This window comes from Yoonia ponticola (genome assembly GCF_014199395.1).
Lineage (GTDB): Bacteria > Pseudomonadota > Alphaproteobacteria > Rhodobacterales > Rhodobacteraceae > Yoonia > Yoonia ponticola.
In genome coordinates, this window is sequence record NZ_JACIJM010000010.1 from 21244 (window position 1) to 40647 (window position 19404).

Sequence of the window (19404 nt, forward strand, 5' to 3'; positions counted from 1 at the left end):
TGCCGATAAGTGTTTTGAGGAATGATTTCCAAAAAGGTTGGGACATCATGAATTTGATCCTTCCAATCGGGCCACGACGGCCATGACACGGGCCACGTGGTTCTGGGTTTCTCGGTAAGGGGGAATGCCGCCGTATTGGCGCACGGCGTCCGGCCCCGCGTTGTAGGCCGCCAGCGCCAGATGCGGATCGCCGAAGCGCTCCAGCATCATCGCGAGGTAGCGGGCGGAGCCGTCGAGGTTTTGCAGCGGATCACGCGGGTCGACGCCCAGATCACGCGCCGTCGCTGGCGTCAATTGACCAAGGCCAATGGCACCTGCACTTGAAATCGCATCCTGCCGGTAGGCGCTCTCAACCTCGATATTGGCTCGATAGAGAGCCAGCCAATCCGTCACGGAAAGCCCCGCGCGACGCAGGCCGGAATGGCCGGCATAGCGCAAGGCCGTTGTCTGAATCCCGGAGAGGACATCGGCGCGGGGCAGGGGAGCCGGGCGGGCAAGGGCCGCGACTTGGACGCCCTCTTGCTCGGCCTCTACCTCGCCGAAGATCGCGATCCCATCGGAGGCCGAACCCTGACCGATGCCGTCATTGTAGTTTCGAGCAAAGCTGTTTTGGCAGCGGGACGGGATCAGGGAGCCGTCGCTCTCCATGACCAGGACCATCTGTGCGGAGGCAGGTGCTGCGACCAGCCAGAGACAGACGAGGTTAGGTGTCAGTGCCCTTGTCTGATGGGGCTTTGTCTGCCGGGGCGAGTTTGTGCGTACGGCTTGTCCCCGCCTCAAGCGGCAGATCGACATGCGCAAAGCCAAGGCCAATGAAGAATGACACCACGCCGGAGATCGTCTTGAACTCGCGGATCTTGATATCGTTGTAGGTCGTCCGCGTGCGGGCGGTGACGAGGAGCTTTTCCACCCCGTCGTCAGAGACAACGCGCATGATCCAGACCCCGTAATAGCTGGGGCCTTTCTTGTGTGCCGACTCCTGGCACAGGATTTCTGCGCTATAGCCGCTTTCCACGAGCTCGCGGAACCTGGCTTCCGTAACCACATTTGGTGCTTCGATGTCCCAGTTCATGGCCCGGCTCACGCTTTCTCCAATGGCGCGACCCCAGGCATTCCCACTTGAAGCCCAGAGTTACGATAGTATAATATCAACCGCAAGTTATATTACGGCAGATACAGATGTATTTCGATTACACAGACTCTAGGCATGGCCCTTGGTGTCTATCAAGGAGATAAAAGGTTTTACAAACCTTAGGTTGAGGAAGGTGCTAGCAATGCGAGTGCTGATCGCTTTTATGCTCGCTCAGGTCGCGGACCATGCCGAGGCCTGCTTCGCGCCATCCCGCCCCTTCCTGCCAAGCGATTCGCAGGCGACACGGGACTATGCGGATATCATCCGCGGGGACTTCGAAGATTACATTCAGGATATCCAGAGCTACTTCCGGTGCCTCGACGGCGAACGCGCCCGCGCCTTCGAGGAAGCGCGCGAAGTCAGTGAGGACTACGGCCGATTTCTGCAATTGGTAGGGGATTGATGGGCAACCTCGGGAGCATCAGACGTGCAGCCCATGGAAACCAGACGCTGATAACAACCTCTAATATCTACTTTTTAGATAACAGATTTCATCCGCTAGCGACGTCACAAAAGGTATGTGACGCGTGGCGAAAACAATCAGAACAAATGGCCAGTTGGCGCTCGTCCGTGCGTTGGTCGACGCGCGTAAAAGCGCAGGCTTGGGCCAGGACGATTTGGCGGACAGGCTCAAGTGCCATCAGTCTCTCGTGGCGCGCCTCGAAAGCGGCGAACGCCGGGTCGACGTTGTCGAGCTGGTCGTTTTGGCGCGTGCGATCGGCTTTGACCCGTTCGAGGTTCTGGCGATCGTCGAAGCTGCCACGGAGCCCGACCATAGAATTTGAGAACAATGCATTTTTGGGGCGTGCCGCTTTGGTTATCCCCTCGTGAGATCAGCTTCCCTCAAGGAAGAGCAGTTAGCCAAAACATCCACCACGTGCGGTCAGCGGTGCCAGCGCACTATGACACCACGCCGCAAATTCAGCGCCACAGTGCAGGAAGTCAGTAAACAGTGAACGATGATAACGGTGAGGGCGTCGCGATCGCCAATCTGATCGGGACCGATGGGTACAGCATTGTTGGTTGGGTATTTCGCTGGACTACAGGCGCGCATGCGGTGATGTGGGACGTCTACGGGCCCCAGCCGATATCGGAAATCCGACCGGATATCACTGCGGAACAGAAGCAGGAAATCGACTTCGACGCGCTCACACAGATAGGAAGAGGCGACAGCAGCTAGGCTTCTCAGGCCGCCTACATCTTATATTCATGGAAAGTGTCCGCGCGCGTACCAGCCGTTGGAGCAGATGCAGCGAAGGTCTCGAAGGAGCCCACTTCGACAGATGCTGCAGAATAACTGAATGGCCGCTTCTCGGTCTTTGCTGTGCACTATTTTTGCGGTTGCCTTGTTCAGGCTTTTTCGGTGTGTCTTCCGTTGCGCGGAACCCAACCAGAATGCGGCTGTTCATGCCGCCGCCTTCAGATCGGAACGTGCATCACCGTTTTTGGATAAGTTCTGTCAGAAGGACACAATCAAAACGGTCATTTCTCATAAAGACTCTGACCCAGAGGTCATTGGAGTTCTAAGCTGCGGAATAGCTCGTAAAGACCTCGCTGCTACCATCCCGGCGGATCAAGAACACATCATAAGCTTCACGCTGATCTTCTGGGCCCATTCCAGGCGACCCATAAGGCATGCCAGGAACAGCGAGACCGACAGCATCTGGCCGTTCAGCCAACAGGCGGCGGATGTCGGCAACCGGCACGTGACCTTCGATCATGTAACCCTCAATCTCGCCCGTGTGGCACGATATCATTCTTTGCGGGATGCCATTGTCCAGCTTGTGACGCATCATGAGGGTCCCAAAGCTCCGCTCCTCGGTGACGCGAAAGCCCTCCTGCCTAAGAATGGCGACCCAGGCGCGACAGCAGCCGCAATTAGGGTCTTTGAGAACGTGGATTGTTGGTGCAGCTTGCGCAAATGCCGCAAGCGGCGCGGCGCTGGCAATGCCAGCGACGGCGGTCAAAATTTGGCGGCGCGTTATGTGCATCGCATTTCTCCTTTTGAATAGCATGCCTTGGGCGGGACTTGGGTTGCGCAGTTGGGCGAACGTGCTGTCGAAGCCCTTTGCGGATGGTATGCGGACATCGTTTATCTCCCCGTGATATTTCCCTCGCGTTGGTCTTGTTCCTGATGTCCCGGCTTGTCTTTCGTCGCGCGAAAGCCGTCCCAGAACAGCAGTGCCGCCCCACAGAAAATCGCCACGTCAGCGAGGTTGAAGGACGGCCAGTGGTATGTTCCGAAGTGAAAATCCAGAAAGTCAGGGACCGCCTGATAACGCAGCCGGTCGATGACATTGCCGAGCGCACCGCCGATGACCAGACCGAGAGCAGCAGCCGTCAGCCTGTTCGGCGCGCGCCATAACCAGATCAGCAGCCATGCCATGATCGCGGTAGCAAGCACGACGAGACCCCACCAGGGCACGATCCCACCGAGCATGCCGAAGCTGACCCCATCGTTCAGGACACGAACGAGATTGAGAAAGGGCAGAACCTCGACCCCATGCTCAAGCGCCGGGGTGTTCAGGGCAAGCGCCTTGGTGCCCTGATCGAGACCGAAAGCTGCAATCGTGCAGACCGCCCCCAGAATGCGGCTGTTCATGCCGCCACTTTCAGATCGGAACGCGCATCGCGGATGATCGCCCAGGAAGAATGCAAGAACAATCCTGCGATGCCGAAGGCGACGATTCGGTCGGGCCATGCGCTACCCAGCCAAAACACCAGACCGGCGGCGATAACGACTGCCGCATTGCCGATGGCGTCGTTGCGCGAAAACAGCCAGACGGCACGCATGTTCGCGTCGCCTTTGCGGAATTTCAGCAGGGGCAACACGGAGATGACATTGATGACAAGAGCAATAAGGCCCAGTATCCCCATCAGAGTGGCGTCTGGCGGTGTCGGCTCGAATGCCCGTATGATGGTTGTGCCAAGGACGCCAAGACCGAGCAAGCCGAGAAAGATGCCCTGAATCAGGGCTGATCGCGCTCGCCAGGCGAGGCTCCAGCCGATGGCCAGAAGTCCGAGGAAGGTAATTGCGCCATCGCCGATGAAATCGAGCGCATCGGCCTTCACAGCCTGCGATCCGGAGATGAACCCGCCGACCATCTCGATGACACCATAACCAACGTTTAGGATTACGACGATCCAGAGCGCGCGTCGGTAGGCCGGGTCCTGATGGGCCGCACCTTGCTGAATATCCTCGTCGCTCTCGATACGGTCAAACCCATACCCAGTTGTCTCAACGGCTTTTTCGATCTCCGGCAACCGCGCTTCAGGGGCCTTCAAGGTCATGATATGGGTCGCCGCCGACACTTTCACCGCGTCGGGCGCGACCCCGGCAGACTGCGCCGCTCGTTCAATCTGTGCGGCGTCCTTGGCGCAATCCATGCCGGAGACGCGGTAACGGAAGGATGGAATATCTGCTATCGCGTTTTCTGCGTTGGCCATGGTCGCAGTTCTCCTGCTAAAGTGGATCAAAGGATAATATATCAGTGAATAATGATATGACGCAGATCGTTACCGACCGCAAGACCGCTACCATTGAACAACGCGCAAAGCTTTTCCGCGGCTTCGCCGACCCAAGCCGCTTGGCTATTCTCGGTGCCTTGTGCGGGGGGCCGCTGGTTGTTCACGAACTCGTCGAACGCACGGAATTATCGCAACCAAACGTTTCCAACCATCTCCGATGTCTTTTGGATTGTGGGCTTGTCGCCAGCGACCGCGATGGACGCTTCATTCGCTACCGTATCAGCAGCCCGCGCATTACAGCCCTTTTGAATGATGTGGACGCACTTCTGGAATTGGTCGCAGAGGGTGTTGAGGCGTGCGGCAACTATCGCGAGTGACAAACGGTCGTTTTGGCAGCAAAGAAAGCTGGTCATAAACCTGCCAAGGCCGAAGCGGTTACACTTGCAGGTTCTGCCGACGCTAGGTCATGCATCCCGGAGGACGTAAGATTGGGGGGCATCCACCATTCGTTGAACGGTCCGCCGAACCGGACGTTGGCGCATCCGCAGCGAAATCACCATTTGTCCGCACACCGGACAGGCAAGACGACGCGTATGCTGCAAAAGCATAGCTGTGATCCCGGCAGTGCGCCGGTCTCGCTTCGAGCGATAGACAGGGCAGGGCATCGACGGGCTGACGCCCGCTCACCCCAACCCTGACAGTTTCCAAATTCTATTGATCCGCCTGCCATCCCGGCAGGTCCGGGAAAACCGGCAAGCGCCGCCGTTGGCGTCGGTTCCGGTCGAGAATTCCGGTTCCTCCCACGCGCAGGCACGCGGTTCCCTCCCAAATTCACGCCCTCCACCCGGTTGTCACGGCCCCGTCAGGCCGCAGGACGGGCTTTGCCCTTACCTGCTCTGCCCTTCGGAATGCATGGGCATTCCAAAGATCAGAACAGGAAGGCCCGCCCATCGGCGGAAAGGGAAAGAGACCCGGCCCGCGTCACGCGAAGGAGGGTCACAAATGACCGCAGAGAAGTTTGACGTTTATTCCCATGTCACCAATCAGATCATCGCGCAGATCGAGGCTGGAACGCCGCCCTGGCGTAAGCCGTGGACCGGTAGCGGGGTATCGGTCAGCTTGCCGGAACGGTTCAATGGTGAGGCCTATCGGGGCATCAACATCCTGATGCTTTGGGCCACGGCAATGGCCAAGGATTGCAGCTCAGCCCGCTGGATGACGTTCAATCAGGCCAAGCAGCTTGGGGGCCATGTTCGCAAGGGCGAGAAATCCGCCACGGTCGTGAAATACGGCACTGTCGAGCGGGAAAACGAGAACGGCGAGGAACGCCAGATCCCCTATGCCAAGGCCTACCGCGTGTTCAACGCCGACCAGATCGAGGGCTTGCCCGCTGAATTCTACATCCTGCCCGATCCGCCGCGCGATCTTGGCACCGTGGCCGACCCCGAGCTTGAAGCGTTCTTTGCCGGGACCGGCGCGCAAATCGACGTGACCGAGGAACCCCGCGCCTATTATAACATCAAGACCGACCGCATCCACATGCCGCCGATCGCGACCTTTCACAGGGCCGCAGGATATTACGGCACCTTGGCGCATGAGCTGACCCACTGGACAGGGGCGACAAAGCGGCTTGACCGTCTGGGCCGGTTCAATGACCGCAAGGCCTACGCGTTCGAGGAGCTGGTTGCGGAAATCGGCAACTGCATGCTTTGCGCGCAGATCGGGGTGGAGCCGGAATTCGACCAGAGCGCGGCCTATGTCGAAGGATGGCTTGAGGCGATGAAGGAAGACAGCCGCGCGATATTCCGCGCCGCATCTGAGGCGCAGAAGGCCGTGGATTACATCATGGACCGCACCGCACAGTTTGAGCGGATGGCGGCAGAGTAACGGCAAGCGCGGGCAAATGATCGGAGCCCCCGTCAGCAGACGGGGGCTTTATTGCGTGGCGGTTCAATTACGATAATGGGGCGTTTTCAGGGTCGGCGCTTCGTGCGACAAATCAAAGCCTTTTTTGCCCAAACCGGCTTCAGACTATGATCTGGACTAGCATGACGATGGCCATGCCCATCATCATCAGGTTTTCGGTGAGGCTCACGAACCCGAGCGGCACGTTCGAGTTGCCGCCCACGCAGGCGCATTTCAGTTCCCGCGTGTCGATATAGACGGCCTTGATCACGCTTGCGGCACCCACCGTGGCGATAAAAAGCGCCGCAGGAGCGGCAAGCGGGGTCAGCAGCATGCCCGTCATCAGGATACCTGCCCCCGTCTCAACCCACGGATAGACATAGGCATAGGGCACCCACTTCCGCGCGAGCAGGTCGTAGTTGAGGAACATCGTCGTGAAGCCTTCGATGTCGCGCAATTTCTGCATACCCAGCAGGATCATCGAGACGGAGATGAACCAACCGAGCGTCTGCCACGAGATCGTGCCGAGAAAGCTGATGGACAGCGCGAGCGCCGTCGCGGCGGCGACCGCGAAGAGGTAGATCACCGGCGTGTAGGTCGTCGCGTCGGGATCGTAATCGGTGAGCTTCTGGCGCAGGGCATCATAGCCACCGACGCGCTTACCTTCGATCCACACTTGCGGGGTCGTAGGGACGCCATATTCCTCTTTGAACGCATCCACTTCGGGGCGCTCGCGGAACAGTCGATCATCGACATCATAGCCTTTGGACTTCAGAAGCCAGCGCGCTTTCTGCCCTGCCGGACACAGATGGTTCGGCAGTGCCATGCGGTAGAGAACGGCAGTCTTTCCGGTCGCGGCGGTGACAGGGTCGGTCGTTACGTTTGCAACGTCGCGAGTATCCTTTGGCATGATTGGCTTCCTTTGTCTCAGGGTTCTGTTCGAGATGTGCCGGGGGCCGCATCCCCATTTTCTTCAATGTCTGCGATGTATCGCTGCATTTCCGCGATCTCGCTGCGCTGTGCCTCGATGATTGCATCGGCCAGCTCGCGTACCCGAGGGTCGGAAATATTGGCTCGTTCGCTGGTCAGGATCGCGATGGAATGGTGCGGGATCATCGCTTTCATCCACGCCACGTCGCCCACCGTGTCCTGCGACCGAACGAGGTAAATCCCGGCGGCAAAGGCGATGGCTGCGCCTGCAAAGATCGCGATGTTGGTTTTCCGGTTGGAATACATGCCCAGCATGAAAGCGAGCATGATGATTGCCATCATCCCGCCCATGTAGAGCGCCATCCACATTCGCGTCTGCGAGAAGAAGACGTGATCGAGGGCATATGTGTTGAGATACATCAGGCCATACATCACCACTGTCGACGTGCCGATCATTGCAAAGAACCGGCCATAGCCACTGCCTTTGCCGGTTTTGCTATCATGATGCGCGTTGTGCGAAACCATTGTAGTGTCGTCCTGATGTGCCATTGTCTGCCTCTTCAATATACCCATATGGGGTATACAACGAAAATGTCAGCCAAAGGTTCCAAAAAAGGGAGCGCCGCCGCATGAAGGCCAACAAGGATAAAACGCTGGACCGTCTGTCACGGCTCGAAGGACAGGTGCGTGGGGTCGCCAAAATGGTCGAAAGCGACCGTTACTGCATGGACATTCTGGCGCAGACGGCGGCGATCCGGTCTGCGGTTCTTGGGGTCGAAAAAGCTGATCCTCGAACAACACGCGAAGCACTGCGTCGAGGCTGCGATCGAAAGCGGCGACCCGGAAGAACAGCGCGCCAAGTTCGATGAGCTGATCGGGCTTTTACAAAAGGCGTCACGGTAAATTTTTAGTCAAGCGCTCGTCTTTGGCAGAACATCATTGAGACGGCCAGCGTGCCAGGCGTCACTGTCTGTTCGCCAATGCGTCGTGATGGTCGCGGATGTCCTGCGGCCATGTTGACTTGATGTAGCTGAGGACAGCGATGATCTCTTCATCCGTCAGGACGCCTTCATAGATCGGCATATTGGATTGGTAGTCAGGATCGCCGATCAAAGCCCCGGTCCCGTATTTGGTCAGCTGAAACAGCGTGTCGCCGTCATGGTGCCACGTATGCCCGGTTTCATCATGCGGCGGTGCAGGGAGCCGCCCGTCCGGGCCGGGCGACCGCCAGTTCGGCTGACCGTCGAGGTTCGCACCGTGGCACGAGGCGCAGTTCTCGACGTAGACCGCCTGTCCCAGTGCCACCACGTCCGGGTCGGACGGCATCAGCACGGTCTGGGCCGGTGCCGAGGTGCCCCACCCGAAGGCGAGGGCAGCGGCTCCCGCAAGAACCGCTGCCCCCAAACCGAGCGCTACAATCCGATTCACAGACCGGCCTGATAGAAGACCTCGCCCTCACCTGCGTCGCCACCGAAGGCCAGCACATCGTACCGCGCGGTATGATCGTTCCCCATGCCGGGGGAGCCACCGGGCATTCCTGGAACCGCGATACCGGCAATCTCGGGACGTTCTTCCAGCAGTTTCGCTAGTGCCGCGAACGGCACATGGCCTTCGACCACATAGCCGTCGATCATCGCGGTATGGCAGGACCACATCGTGCCTGGCACATCGTTTTCCAGCTTCACGCTGGTGACATCGCGGGTGTCCGTGACCTCAATGTCAAAGCCTTCCTCGCGCGCCAAGGCGACCCAGGCACCGCAACAGCCACAGGTCGGGCTTTTGGTCACGTGCATCGTGCCGTGATCGGCCAAGCCGGAATGATTATCAGCGTGGGCCATACCAGCTGCGCCAAATGAGGCGAGACTAAGCGCAAGTGCGGCGGCGGGCGTGAAGGCGAGTAGTGTCTTGATCGGTTTCATGTCTTTTCCTCTCGATAGGATTACGCACGGGCAAAGCCCGTTCTGGTGTGATTGCAGATTTGGATGCTGCATCCCGATGGACGCAGAAGGGCATCACACCACGCGGGGTGGATCAAGAGGGCCGGAAGGCTCAATACCTGTCAGCAGCAGGCCAGCACCGAAGAATACATCCTCGCAAGTAGCGGGACCGGCATCATGGTCGTCTGTACCAGGAACCAACGCAGGCAGGACATGGCAGGTTTGGGAGCGCTCAGAGCTTTCCGAACAGCAAACCGATTTATCGTTGGCCATTTCTGCGGATGCGTGGCCATGCTCCACAATAGCCGCATGGCCTGCGTCCATCACTCCAGAAACCGAAGCGGACAGCGTTGCTATGACGACGAGAAGAAGTCGGATCAAACCCATGCCGAATACCTACATGGGGTATATGGATATTTGCAAGCTGCAAGCTGCGATACATTCCGTCGCGGCCATCAATGTGCGTGTTTTCGACCATCAGCCTCACCCACCGTTTTTCCCTTACGCTTCATGCGCGCCGATACAGAGCCGGTGATCCCCCAGAACCTCAATGACGCGGCACTCCCCGGCCCGCCCTGGATCGTCTGCCTCAGCCATCCGTGCGAGTTCTTGGCGAAGCTGCGCGAGAATAGTCAGGCGTCGGTCTACCGCCGCGAGTTGTTTGCGCGCGATCTCATGGGCGGGGGCACAGTCTTCGGCAGGCGCTTCGGCCAAAGCCATCAGATCGGCAATATCTTCGAGACCAAAGCCCAGTTCCCGTGCGTGGCGCAGGAAGGCGAGCCGTTCGAGCGCCGCCTCATCGTAGCGCCTCTGCCCGCCTGTCGTGCGCGCTGGCGACGGGATCAACCCCCGGCTTTCGTAATAGCGGATCGTCGTCACCTTTACGCCCGTCCGGCGAGACATCTGCCCGATAGAATATTCCTTCATGTTACCCCTTGAACCTACAGTCGCTGTAGATCGTATCTATCTGGAACCAAGACGAATCGAAAGGGTTTTGCAACATGGGGCACGGTCACCACCACCACGTCGATCCTGAAGCAGGCGACCGCCGGGTCGTCGCCGCCATCGCTGTCAACATTGGCCTGACGGTCGCGCAGATCGTCGGCGGTATCTTGTCCGGCTCGCTCGCGTTGATTGCAGATGCGCTGCACAACTTCTCAGACGCGATATCGCTCATCATTGCGTTCGGCGCGCGCAAGATCGCGCGGCGGCCACGAGACGCGGAGATGACCTTTGGCTATGGCCGGGTTGAGGTCGTGGCCGCGCTCATTAATTACACCACGCTGATCGTGATCGGACTCTACCTGCTCTATGAAGCGGCGATGCGCTTTGCCGACCCGCAACCCGTCGAGGGCTGGCTCATCGTCATCATCGCGGGCATTGCGCTGATCGTGGACGCAGCGACCGCCGCGTTGACCTACGCCATGTCGAAATCCAGCGTGAACATCCGCGCGGCGTTCCTGCATAACGTGGCCGACGCGCTCGGCTCAGTCGCCGTTATCGTTGCGGGCACCTTGATCCTACTCTTTGACTGGCGGCTGATCGACCCGCTCGTGACCGTGCTGATTGCGGGCTACATCCTCTGGCAATCTTTCCGCGAGATCGGCCCCGTGATCCGTATCCTGATGTTGGGTTCGCCGCCCGAATTAGAGACAAAGGCCGTCCTCGATACCGTGCGCGGCATTGACGGCGTGACCGGGATTCACCATGCGCACTTCTGGCAGATGGACGAACACCGCGCCGCGCTGGACGCCCATATCGTCATCGCCGAGGGTCGCTGGAGCGAAGCCGACGCGTTGAAGGACCGGATCAAAACCGCACTGGCCGACCGCTTTGACATCGAGCACACGACGCTGGAGCTGGAATGCGCGCGCCACGCCTGCGATGACCCGTCCGAGTTCGGCGGGCGCGGGCATGGCGAGGAGCGGCACGGATGAGCGACTATTCTGTGTAGCGCTCGCAGGTGTCGATCCCGGCCCCCGTCGCAGCAAGAAGCCGATCCGCATCGTGGATCAGGCTGGCGACCCGCCTGTCTGCCAGGCGATACCGAACAAATCGACCTTCGGTGCGGCGGCTGACCAGCCCGCAGTCGAGCAGGCATCGCAGATGGTTCGAGACATTGGGCTGCCCCAAGCCCGAGTGAGCGACGATTTCCTGTACGCTGCGTTCGCCCGATACCAGCGCATTAAGGATGGCAAGGCGGCTTGGATCACTTAAGCCCCGGAAGAGCTTTGCCCTCAGCTCCAGGGCGTTGGATGCCGAAAGATCGTCTTGAATGTCTCTCGCCGTCATATCATTATCCACTGATACGTTATTGGCGACATCTTTCGCCCGTTAACTTGAAGAGAATTACACATGAACCAGGCCGAGAACAGCACATTTCCAACAGCATCCTCGCCGATCCGGATGCGGGTGCAGGGCATGGACTGCGCCAAGGACGCCGCCGAGATCGAACGCGCGGCCCGGTCGGCGGGTGTGGCCGAAGGCGATGTGAAAGTATCGGCTGCCACCCATGTCATGACATTGCGGATCGCGGAGGCCGACCTGCCGAAAGTGCAGCCCGCCCTCGACGCCACCGGCTACGGTTTCGAGAAGATGGAGGACGGTGATACATCGTCCGATCCGGCCTACAAGGACCCAAGCTATCGCCGCGCGCTCTGGATCGTGGTCCTGCTCAATCTCGGCTACGGCGTAGTCGAGATGTTCGGTGGGTTCCTGTCCGGATCGCAGGCACTGAAAGCGGATGCGCTCGATTTCCTCGGGGACGGTGCGATCACCTTCTTGGGCCTGCTCGCCATCGGCTGGAGCCTGACATGGCGGGCACGATCCGCGATGATCCAGGGCGTGTTTTTGGGGCTTCTGGGGCTTGGCGTTGTCGGCAGCACGTTTTGGCGCGTTCTCAACCAGACGACGCCCGAAGCCGGGTTGATGGGAGCCTTCGCTGTAGGGGCGCTGATCGTGAACATTCTCGCGGTGCTGCCGCTGCTGAAGCACCGCAAGGGGGATGCCAATATGCGGGCCGTCTGGCTTTTTTCGCGCAACGACGCCATCGGCAATCTCGCCGTAGTAATCGCCGCTGGGCTGGTCGCTTGGCTCGGCAGCGCCTGGCCCGACCTGATTGTTGCTTTCGCCATTGCAGGGCTGTTCCTGCATTCCTCGTGGATGATCATTCGAGATGCGCGGAGCGATTTGGCTGAGACTTAGGAGGGTCGGACAGAAACCCCTTGCCAGAACTGCGTGGGCGAAAACGGTTGTTTCTGCCGGTGACAGAAACGTATGAGTTTTGACACGTCCTCCGGCGGACGTAAGCTTTCCAAGGCGCTAGTTTACTACCCGAAGTCTCGCTGAAGGTTCTGCCGCGCCTTCTTCAATTCCTACCTGACGCTCCAGACGAAGCGCGTCAGAAAGCACTTTGCTTTCGCGAACCGACAGGAGACGGCGCGCTCCCGGATAGACGACCGACGGAGATTGGTGTCGCAGGGCCGGACAAACCGAAAGAATTTTTGCACGGCCTAGAGCCCCGAGACGATGCAGCGCCTCGGGGCCGGGATACAGAGTTTCGACCGCCAAGCCGTTGGCGAAGATGATCTCGTGTTGCTCCGTGAACAAGGTAATGTATTCGATATGCCGCCTGCCGCGCATTTCTCGAATTCGCGGCAGCCCCACCAACCCCTTTGACGGAGCAAGGACCTCAGACGTCTCAAACAGAAATTTACATGCCGGGTCATTCACGAGAATCCGATGATCTGGTGACAAGATCAGGTCACGACTCGGCTGCTGTTCTCCGAAAAATGAAGTCTTGATAAGAATTGGTTTGCCTGTCGCGCGATTGGTCAAGTCAAGCGTACGTCTTCCAACCCAAGCGAGCGGGACAGTTCCGTGATCCAGTGTCTCAACCAAATCGCCGCTTTTTAACGCCGCGACGTCCGTAAAACCATCCGGTGTCGTGATCATCGCGCCCGGGGTAATACACGGAAAGTCCATAAAATCGAGCTGCCCGTCGTCATCGCCACCAACACCTGCAGCTTCATCAGCTTCCGTATACGTGACCGTCGACGGTCCGGCGGGAACACCGCCTAAATCGATAAGAAAGGGCTGGTTGTTGAGCAAGAGATGTTCGTCCCCTGCACCGCGCCCTTGCTCGATATCTGGCTGTACGCTTGTTCTGGGGACGACTACGTTATTGTCCGAGTCGAGGATCGTGATAAACTGGCCATTCTGGAATTCTGTAACGCCAGTATTCACCTGCTCGACGACAACTGTGAAGAGTTGATTGGCCGTTCCTATAGCCTCGACGCCATCGACCGTCACAATCCGATCAGGCCCATTTCCTGTGCCGGAGAAGCTGGAATAGCGGCCAATCTGATCGCCGCGGAGGGTCAATGTCACCGTGGGCATACGAATCGCTCCTGGTTGGCAGTTTGAAACATAGCATTTTGAACGCGTTGTCCAAACATCTGTACACCTGCATAGATGCACTCGGCGTGATACCGCTTCTGAATGAAGGAAGTCTTGAGACAGCCGGATCAAAGCCAGCTTCACCCTGTGCTTCGACAAAAACCTCTTCCCAGAACCTTGTGATCTTCCGCGATGTTTGGCGCACTTTCTTTATGGCCAAGTGGCGTAGGCTGGTGCTGGAAGCAGCGTAGCTGTCATCCGCGCTTTGCGCGGCAAAAGTCCGGTTTGAGCCCATTCCGTGAGTTCGGATTTCTTGCTGCGTGCGCTCGCAGCGTGGAAAATGCTGCGTCAGCGTAAAATTCGATGCTGCCGCGCAGAGGGGAAACCAGCCATTCGTGCAAAGTGCAGCAAAGTTTAGAGGTCGAACTTACACAGTGCGGGACAAAGCAACATTTCGCTGCAGCTTCCCCAACGTCGGCTACTCACCCAAAAGGTCGCACTTGAATTGTCAAACGACATCTTCTACACAGCAGTCTATCATAGTAACCTAAGTTTGATCTGCATTGTCCTTGGGGGTGTGACTTGGAAGGCGAACCAAATCTCGAAGACGTTTCGATATCTTCCCTTGGCGTTCAATCGAACGATACAAGCACCCCGGCAGGCGCGCAGGAAGAAATCGCTCGCCTACGCCGCGAGCTTACCACCATACGCGCGACGCTTGGATCCGATAGCGAAAACGGCATAATCGTGAACGATGACGAAACCGCCAATCGCACCGCCTTGTTGGAAGCCATGCTGGAGACCGTACCTGTGGGCGTGGTTCTTGCAGACGCGACCGGACGGATTGTTCATGGCAATTCTTGGATCGAGCGTAATCTCAGACATCCGGTACTTCATTCGGCCGATACCGCGTCTTATGGCGAATGGGTGTCATTTCATTCTGACGGACGGCAGGTGGAAAGCCACGAATATCCCCTGTCTCGGGTAATCAAGGACGGTGAAGATCATTCGACTCTTGATGTAAATTACCAGCGCGGCGATGGAACCATGTTCTGGATGCGGGTTATCGGTGAGCCAGTTCGCAACAGCAATGGAGAAGCAATCGGTGCGACGGTTGCGCTTGTTGATATCGAAGATGAGGTACGGTTGCTGGAGGAAAAAGAGATTTTGCTGGGTGAAGTGAACCACCGAGTAAAAAATTCCCTGCAACTGGTCAGCTCAATCCTGTCCCTACAGGCCCGAGCGGCTCCAGACGATGCTGCCGAACTGTTGAAGGCTGCCTCCGCGCGCGTGCAAGCCATTTCCTCCGTTCATGCCGGGCTCTATCACGATGATGATGTTCGAACCGTTGAGTTTGGCGGCTACCTGCGTCGGTTCTGCGACCGATTAGCGGATGCAGTGGGTGCCGGAGAGCGGAAGATTTCCCTTCAGGTTGAGGCAGAAGAGATTGTTCTGTCAGCAGACAAAGCAGTTCCACTCTCACTCATTGTAAACGAACTGGTCACCAATGCTTTCAAATATGCCTTCGCCGATGAATATATCGGTAGCGAAGGAAAAGATGATAGTGCCACAGTGACAGTGCGACTTTTCAGCAACGATAGCGGAACCGTATGCGTGGAAGTCGCTGATAATGGCACCGGTACCGGAACCCAGCCCGCCCTGAAATCGTTCACTATTGAGCAAGATATAAGCAGTAATGAAACATCGGGGTTGGGCACGAAGCTCACTAAAATTTTGGCTCAGCAACTGGGTGCCACGGTAGAGAAGAAGCAGGTCGATGGATGGATCGTCAAATTGGAGTTCGAACCCTGATCACTTCGGGGAGGACGGTTCGCAGGATCATCCATTGCGCATCCTGATTGTTGAAGACGAATTATTGATCGCCCTCGATGCTGAAATGGCGTTGCAGGACGCGGGACACGATATTGTTGGAACCGCTACCACGGAAGAACAAGCCGTGAAGATGGCCCTAAGCCAAAAACCTGAGCTTATGATCGTCGATCTGCGCTTGGCAGGCGGTGGATGTGGCCGCGCTGCGGTTCAGCGCATTCGTAAGACCCTGGACGTCGATGTAATTTTTGCCAGCGGTAATCTTGATCCAACCATGCGAACGCGCCTAGAGGAGCTAAAGCCAATTGCCATGCTGTCCAAACCTTACGGCAGTGATGAATTGGTGCGAACCGTTGAAACGATTGCGGCTTAATTACACCGTGTAGGTTCTATCCAAGTTTGATAATGGCGTAGATTCCAATTTCCGTAGAGCGGTCATTCATGCCGCCCGCAGCATCGGTTAAAGTGGGCTCAAAGCGGTCTGATGCACACGCGGCATGGTTCATCTACGTGACAGGTCCAAAGCAGTCATAGCAGATTGTGCTATAATCCATCGTGGGCGCGGTGCCGACGTTTGGGTTTGGAGGGAGGTATGGAGGGCAAGACATGCCTAGAGTACAACTTCCAGCAACCACCCCAAAACACCGAGCCTGGAACAAAGGTCGCCTAATCGGCCAAAAGCGACCACTGCTGCCAAAACAGGTTTGGGCCATCCGAGCACGTCTCGAATTGGCAAATAATTTGCGTGATCTGGCACTCTTCAATGTCGCAATCGACAGCAAGTTGCGGGGGTGCGACTTGGTCTGTCTCAAGGTGAGCGACCTCGTCAATGCAGATCAAGTTCGCGAACGTGTTTCCGTCGTACAGAGTAAAACAAAGCGGCCGGTTCAGTTTGAAATGACTGAGAATACACGTGTTTCCGTTCTCGACTGGGTCAGAAGTCCCGAAATGTTGAGAGGCAAATTCATGTTTCCAAGTCGGTTCCACGACCATCCACACATTTCGACACGTCAATATGGTCGGCTTGTCAGGGACTGGGTCGCAGCAATTGGCTTAGAACCAAGTGGCTACGGCACGCACTCTATGCGCCGCACGAAGGCCGCTGAAATCTACCGCAAAACTGGGACTTGCGGGCGGTACAACTGCTTCTTGGCCACACAAAAATCGATAGCACGGTGCGCTACTTGGGCGTCGAAGTCGAAGATGCCCTAAGCATCGCGGAGAAGATCGACATCTGAACTTTAGGCGAGCGGCTCAAGCCGTTCGCCTTCTGAAAGCAGCCATGCATCGATTGGCGTCAGATGACGGCAAGGAGCCCTTATTACCAAATTGCTGCGCGGTGGCTAACGTCTGGTTTACACGCTAGCCGATGCAGGTTGTTTTCGTAAGGAACGTGCAAAACGCGCGTCACGTGCTGGCAGCCCACGCGCTATAGGCGTCGCCTCCCAGACGTCAGACTGGCAACTTTCGCAACGATAGAAGCGGCGTCAATTCCGAAGTGGCTGTAGAGGTCGCCGATGGTGCCTGTTTGCCCGAAGTGCTCGACGCCAAGCGGAATGGTTTGGTGCCCATGCACAGACCCAAGCCATGCAAGCGTAGCGGGGTGCCCGTCGATGGCCGTCACAATTTTACAGTGGTCCGAAACGCCAGCAAGCAGTGTTTCAATATGGCTTTCGGCCATATCCTGACCGCGCGATCTGGCGCGTTGTGCCGCTGTCCATCCCGCGTTCAACCGATCCGCTGAGGTCACGGCAAGAACACCGACATCTCGTCGACCCTCACCAATAATCCCTGCCGCTTTTATGGCTTCGGGGGCAACGGCACCCTGATAGGCGATCACAACTTCACAGTTTGGCCCCGGTTTGCGCAGCCAATAGGCCCCGTCAATTGCGCCTTGTTTGAAGTCCTCATCGACCCGTTTTCCAGGTTGTTCAATCGGATTGGTCGTCAAGCGTAGATAAACAGACCCGCCCGTTTCATCACGCAGCCATGTGCGCTCGTCAGGATCGCCTGCCCCGTCTTTTTGCAGGTAGTCAAAGGCCCACTGCATGATCACGGCCAACTCGTCGGCGAAGGCAGGCTCGAAGCTTGCCAGCCCGTCTTGGCTCATTCCGATCAGGGGCGATCCGATGGATTGATGTGCGCCGCCTTCAGGTGCGAGTGTTACGCCAGACGGTGTGCCCACGATCATAAAACGCGCATCTTGATAGCAGGCATAGTTCAGCGCGTCCAAGCCGCGCGCCACAAACGGGTCGTAGACCGTGCCAATCGGGATCACCCGCTTGCCAAAGATCGAGTGCGATAACCCTGCCGCGCCAAGCAGTAAGAACAGGTTCATCTCAGCAATGCCCAACTCGATGTGTTGTCCTTCGGGGGTGAACTCCCACTTTGCTGTCGATGGAATTTTCTCGTCAATAAACGTGTCGGCCTGCGCCTTGCGTGCGAACAGTTTGCGCCGGTTGACCCATGGCCCAAGATTGGTGGTGCCGGTCACATCGGGCGACATGGTGACGATCCGCGTGGCCAGATCGCTGTCGCCTTTGGAGAGATCGTCGAGGATTTTACCAAACGCCATCTGGGTCGAGATTTCTCGGTCTGTCAAGAGTTCTATCAGCGGCACTTCCAGTATATTGTCGGAATACCGACGGCGGCCCCTGGAGAAAAATGGCGTTTCATCAAGGAATTTTTGCAGGATTTCCGGCTTTTTAATCGTCGCGAATTTCTCCCATTCCTGCCCCTGCGCCACACCCATGTGGTCTTGCCACGCGGCCATCTGCGTCTTGTTCATCAAACCGCCATGGTTGTCCTTGTGACCTGCGATCGGCGTGCCCCATCCCTTGATGGTATAGGCCAGAAAGCAGACCGGCCGGTCGTGGTCGATAGCGTCAAAAGTCTCGGCCATTGTCTGCACGCAGTTGCCACCAAGGTTTTCCATAAGGTCAGCGAGCGCTGCATCCGAGCGGGCCTCGATCAAGGCCGTCACATCACCCTGATCGCCGAGCGCATCCAGCAGGCGTTTCCGCCAAACAGCACCCCCCATAAATGTCAGCGCTGCATAGAGTTGGTTGGGACAGTTATCGATCCATTCACGCAGCTGTTCACCACCAGGCTCAAGAAAAGCCGCGCGTTGCAATGCGCCGTATTTGACCCGCACGACATCCCAGCCAAACGCATCGAATATCTGCTCGATCCGCTTGAACAATCCTTCGCGCACCACCCCGTCTAGCGACTGGCGGTTATAGTCGATGATCCACCACGTATTGCGCAGGTCGTTTTTCCAACCCTCTTGTAAGGCCTCGTAGATGTTGCCTTCGTCCAGTTCCGCGTCACCCACAAGCGCCACCATCCGTCCAAGCGGCACGTCCTTGCCCCAGCTTTTCGCGGTGATGTAGTCCTGCACGATGGACGCAAATGATGTAATCGCAACGCCAAGCCCGACGGAGCCAGTGGAGAAGTCCACATCGTCGATGTCTTTGGTGCGGCTAGGGTAGCTTTGCACGCCATGGAACCCGCGAAAGTTCTCCATTTTCTCTTGGGTTTGATTGCCCATCATATACTGGATCGCATGAAATATCGGCGAGGCATGCGGTTTGACCGCGACGCGATCTTCGGGGCGCAGCGCATTAAAATATAGGGCTGTCATGATAGAAACCATCGACGCAGACGATGCCTGATGCCCACCAACCTTGATCCCGTCCACCTTGGGCCGAATGTGATTGGCGTTGTGGATCATCCAGTGGGACAGCCACAACAGGCGTTGTTCGATTGCTTTCAGGTGGGTTTGATCACGAAGAGACATGTGCG

Annotated in this window: 24 protein-coding genes and 1 pseudogene; 11 read left to right on the plus strand and 14 right to left on the minus strand. The window is 57.6% G+C overall.

Annotated features, from left to right (window positions below):
* Positions 1-45: 45 nt before the first annotated feature.
* A complete protein-coding gene (locus FHS72_RS14905; RefSeq protein WP_183530491.1) occupies positions 46-660 on the minus strand; it encodes a lytic transglycosylase domain-containing protein in 615 nt (204 codons plus the stop codon).
* Positions 661-703: 43 nt separating this feature from the next.
* Positions 704-1072, minus strand: a complete 369-nt coding sequence (locus FHS72_RS14910) for a hypothetical protein (protein WP_183530492.1) — start codon at positions 1070-1072, stop codon at positions 704-706.
* A gap of 202 nt (positions 1073-1274) precedes the next feature.
* Between FHS72_RS14910 and FHS72_RS14915 the strand changes: the two genes are divergently transcribed.
* The 3 genes from FHS72_RS14915 (at position 1275) to FHS72_RS14925 (ending at position 2312) form a co-directional block, all read left to right on the plus strand.
* Positions 1275-1535 carry a hypothetical protein gene (locus tag FHS72_RS14915; RefSeq protein ID WP_183530493.1) on the plus strand — a complete coding sequence of 87 codons (261 nt, stop codon included), beginning with the start codon at positions 1275-1277 and terminating at the stop codon, positions 1533-1535.
* 124 nt (positions 1536-1659) lie between these two features.
* A complete protein-coding gene (locus FHS72_RS14920) occupies positions 1660-1917 on the plus strand; it encodes a helix-turn-helix domain-containing protein (protein WP_183530494.1) in 258 nt (85 codons plus the stop codon).
* Between the two features lie 167 nt (positions 1918-2084).
* On the plus strand, positions 2085-2312 hold the full coding sequence (locus tag FHS72_RS14925; protein ID WP_183530495.1) for a hypothetical protein: 228 nt from the start codon (positions 2085-2087) through the stop codon (positions 2310-2312).
* A 343-nt stretch (positions 2313-2655) separates the two neighbouring features.
* Here the strand turns inward: FHS72_RS14925 and FHS72_RS14930 are convergent, their stop codons facing one another.
* From FHS72_RS14930 to FHS72_RS14940, 3 genes are all read right to left on the minus strand, one after another.
* Positions 2656-3123 carry a DUF411 domain-containing protein gene (locus FHS72_RS14930; RefSeq protein ID WP_050525653.1) on the minus strand — a complete coding sequence of 156 codons (468 nt, stop codon included), beginning with the start codon at positions 3121-3123 and terminating at the stop codon, positions 2656-2658.
* Positions 3124-3224: 101 nt separating this feature from the next.
* The gene (lspA, locus tag FHS72_RS14935; RefSeq protein ID WP_050525652.1) at positions 3225-3734 is read right to left on the minus strand and encodes a signal peptidase II; all 510 of its coding nucleotides are present in this window, start codon (positions 3732-3734) and stop codon (positions 3225-3227) included.
* Positions 3731-4579: a cation efflux transmembrane domain-containing protein gene (locus tag FHS72_RS14940; protein WP_050525651.1), complete on the minus strand. Its 849-nt coding sequence runs from the start codon at positions 4577-4579 to the stop codon at positions 3731-3733. The genes lspA and FHS72_RS14940 overlap by 4 nt, the downstream gene beginning before the upstream one ends.
* A gap of 56 nt (positions 4580-4635) precedes the next feature.
* Between FHS72_RS14940 and FHS72_RS14945 the strand changes: the two genes are divergently transcribed.
* Both FHS72_RS14945 and FHS72_RS14950 read left to right on the plus strand, forming a co-directional pair.
* Complete coding sequence (locus FHS72_RS14945; RefSeq protein ID WP_050525650.1) at positions 4636-4977, plus strand: ArsR/SmtB family transcription factor; 342 nt, start codon at positions 4636-4638, stop codon at positions 4975-4977.
* A 625-nt stretch (positions 4978-5602) separates the two neighbouring features.
* On the plus strand, positions 5603-6487 hold the full coding sequence (locus FHS72_RS14950; RefSeq protein WP_183530496.1) for an ArdC family protein: 885 nt from the start codon (positions 5603-5605) through the stop codon (positions 6485-6487).
* Positions 6488-6626: 139 nt separating this feature from the next.
* Here FHS72_RS14950 and FHS72_RS14955 read toward each other — a convergent pair whose 3' ends face one another.
* Both FHS72_RS14955 and FHS72_RS14960 read right to left on the minus strand, forming a co-directional pair.
* The gene (locus FHS72_RS14955) at positions 6627-7415 is read right to left on the minus strand and encodes a MauE/DoxX family redox-associated membrane protein (protein WP_183530497.1); all 789 of its coding nucleotides are present in this window, start codon (positions 7413-7415) and stop codon (positions 6627-6629) included.
* Positions 7416-7432: 17 nt separating this feature from the next.
* The gene (locus FHS72_RS14960; RefSeq protein WP_229836946.1) at positions 7433-7984 is read right to left on the minus strand and encodes a DUF305 domain-containing protein; all 552 of its coding nucleotides are present in this window, start codon (positions 7982-7984) and stop codon (positions 7433-7435) included.
* A gap of 80 nt (positions 7985-8064) precedes the next feature.
* Between FHS72_RS14960 and FHS72_RS14965 the strand changes: the two genes are divergently transcribed.
* Positions 8065-8304: a metal-sensitive transcriptional regulator gene (locus FHS72_RS14965; RefSeq protein WP_281378337.1), complete on the plus strand. Its 240-nt coding sequence runs from the start codon at positions 8065-8067 to the stop codon at positions 8302-8304.
* 94 nt (positions 8305-8398) lie between these two features.
* Here FHS72_RS14965 and FHS72_RS14970 read toward each other — a convergent pair whose 3' ends face one another.
* From FHS72_RS14970 to FHS72_RS14985, 4 genes are all read right to left on the minus strand, one after another.
* Positions 8399-8863 (minus strand): c-type cytochrome, encoded by a 465-nt coding sequence (locus FHS72_RS14970; protein WP_074637861.1) that lies wholly within the window; start codon positions 8861-8863, stop codon positions 8399-8401.
* A complete protein-coding gene (locus FHS72_RS14975) occupies positions 8860-9354 on the minus strand; it encodes a DUF411 domain-containing protein (RefSeq protein WP_074637863.1) in 495 nt (164 codons plus the stop codon). Before FHS72_RS14975 ends, FHS72_RS14970 begins: the two co-directional genes overlap by 4 nt.
* A 93-nt stretch (positions 9355-9447) precedes the next feature.
* Entirely contained in the window at positions 9448-9759 is a 312-nt protein-coding gene (locus FHS72_RS14980) for a hypothetical protein (RefSeq protein WP_183530498.1), read from the minus strand.
* A 114-nt stretch (positions 9760-9873) separates the two neighbouring features.
* Positions 9874-10299 carry a MerR family transcriptional regulator gene (locus FHS72_RS14985; RefSeq protein WP_074637865.1) on the minus strand — a complete coding sequence of 142 codons (426 nt, stop codon included), beginning with the start codon at positions 10297-10299 and terminating at the stop codon, positions 9874-9876.
* 74 nt (positions 10300-10373) lie between these two features.
* On the opposite strand from FHS72_RS14985, the gene FHS72_RS14990 reads away from it, so the two are divergent.
* Positions 10374-11309, plus strand: a complete 936-nt coding sequence (locus FHS72_RS14990; RefSeq protein ID WP_074637867.1) for a cation diffusion facilitator family transporter — start codon at positions 10374-10376, stop codon at positions 11307-11309.
* 4 nt (positions 11310-11313) lie between these two features.
* Here the strand turns inward: FHS72_RS14990 and FHS72_RS14995 are convergent, their stop codons facing one another.
* Complete coding sequence (locus FHS72_RS14995; RefSeq protein WP_074637868.1) at positions 11314-11664, minus strand: ArsR/SmtB family transcription factor; 351 nt, start codon at positions 11662-11664, stop codon at positions 11314-11316.
* 63 nt (positions 11665-11727) lie between these two features.
* Here FHS72_RS14995 and FHS72_RS15000 point away from each other — a divergent pair, with 63 nt between their 5' ends.
* Positions 11728-12576, plus strand: coding sequence for a cation diffusion facilitator family transporter (locus tag FHS72_RS15000; RefSeq protein ID WP_183530499.1), 849 nt, complete (start codon positions 11728-11730; stop codon positions 12574-12576).
* A 117-nt stretch (positions 12577-12693) separates the two neighbouring features.
* Here the strand turns inward: FHS72_RS15000 and FHS72_RS15005 are convergent, their stop codons facing one another.
* A complete protein-coding gene (locus FHS72_RS15005) occupies positions 12694-13770 on the minus strand; it encodes a Hint domain-containing protein (RefSeq protein ID WP_183530500.1) in 1077 nt (358 codons plus the stop codon).
* A gap of 582 nt (positions 13771-14352) precedes the next feature.
* Here FHS72_RS15005 and FHS72_RS15010 point away from each other — a divergent pair.
* From FHS72_RS15010 to FHS72_RS15020, 3 genes and pseudogenes are all read left to right on the plus strand, one after another.
* Positions 14353-15582 carry a sensor histidine kinase gene (locus FHS72_RS15010; RefSeq protein WP_183530501.1) on the plus strand — a complete coding sequence of 410 codons (1230 nt, stop codon included), beginning with the start codon at positions 14353-14355 and terminating at the stop codon, positions 15580-15582.
* A gap of 34 nt (positions 15583-15616) precedes the next feature.
* Positions 15617-15973, plus strand: coding sequence for a response regulator (locus FHS72_RS15015; RefSeq protein WP_183530502.1), 357 nt, complete (start codon positions 15617-15619; stop codon positions 15971-15973).
* Between the two features lie 233 nt (positions 15974-16206).
* Positions 16207-16838 (plus strand): annotated as a pseudogene (locus FHS72_RS15020) (tyrosine-type recombinase/integrase).
* A gap of 191 nt (positions 16839-17029) precedes the next feature.
* On the opposite strand, the gene FHS72_RS15025 reads toward FHS72_RS15020, so the two are convergent.
* The gene (locus FHS72_RS15025) at positions 17030-19399 is read right to left on the minus strand and encodes a 1-deoxy-D-xylulose-5-phosphate synthase N-terminal domain-containing protein (RefSeq protein WP_221235442.1); all 2370 of its coding nucleotides are present in this window, start codon (positions 19397-19399) and stop codon (positions 17030-17032) included.
* Between the last annotated feature and the right edge of the window lie 5 nt (positions 19400-19404).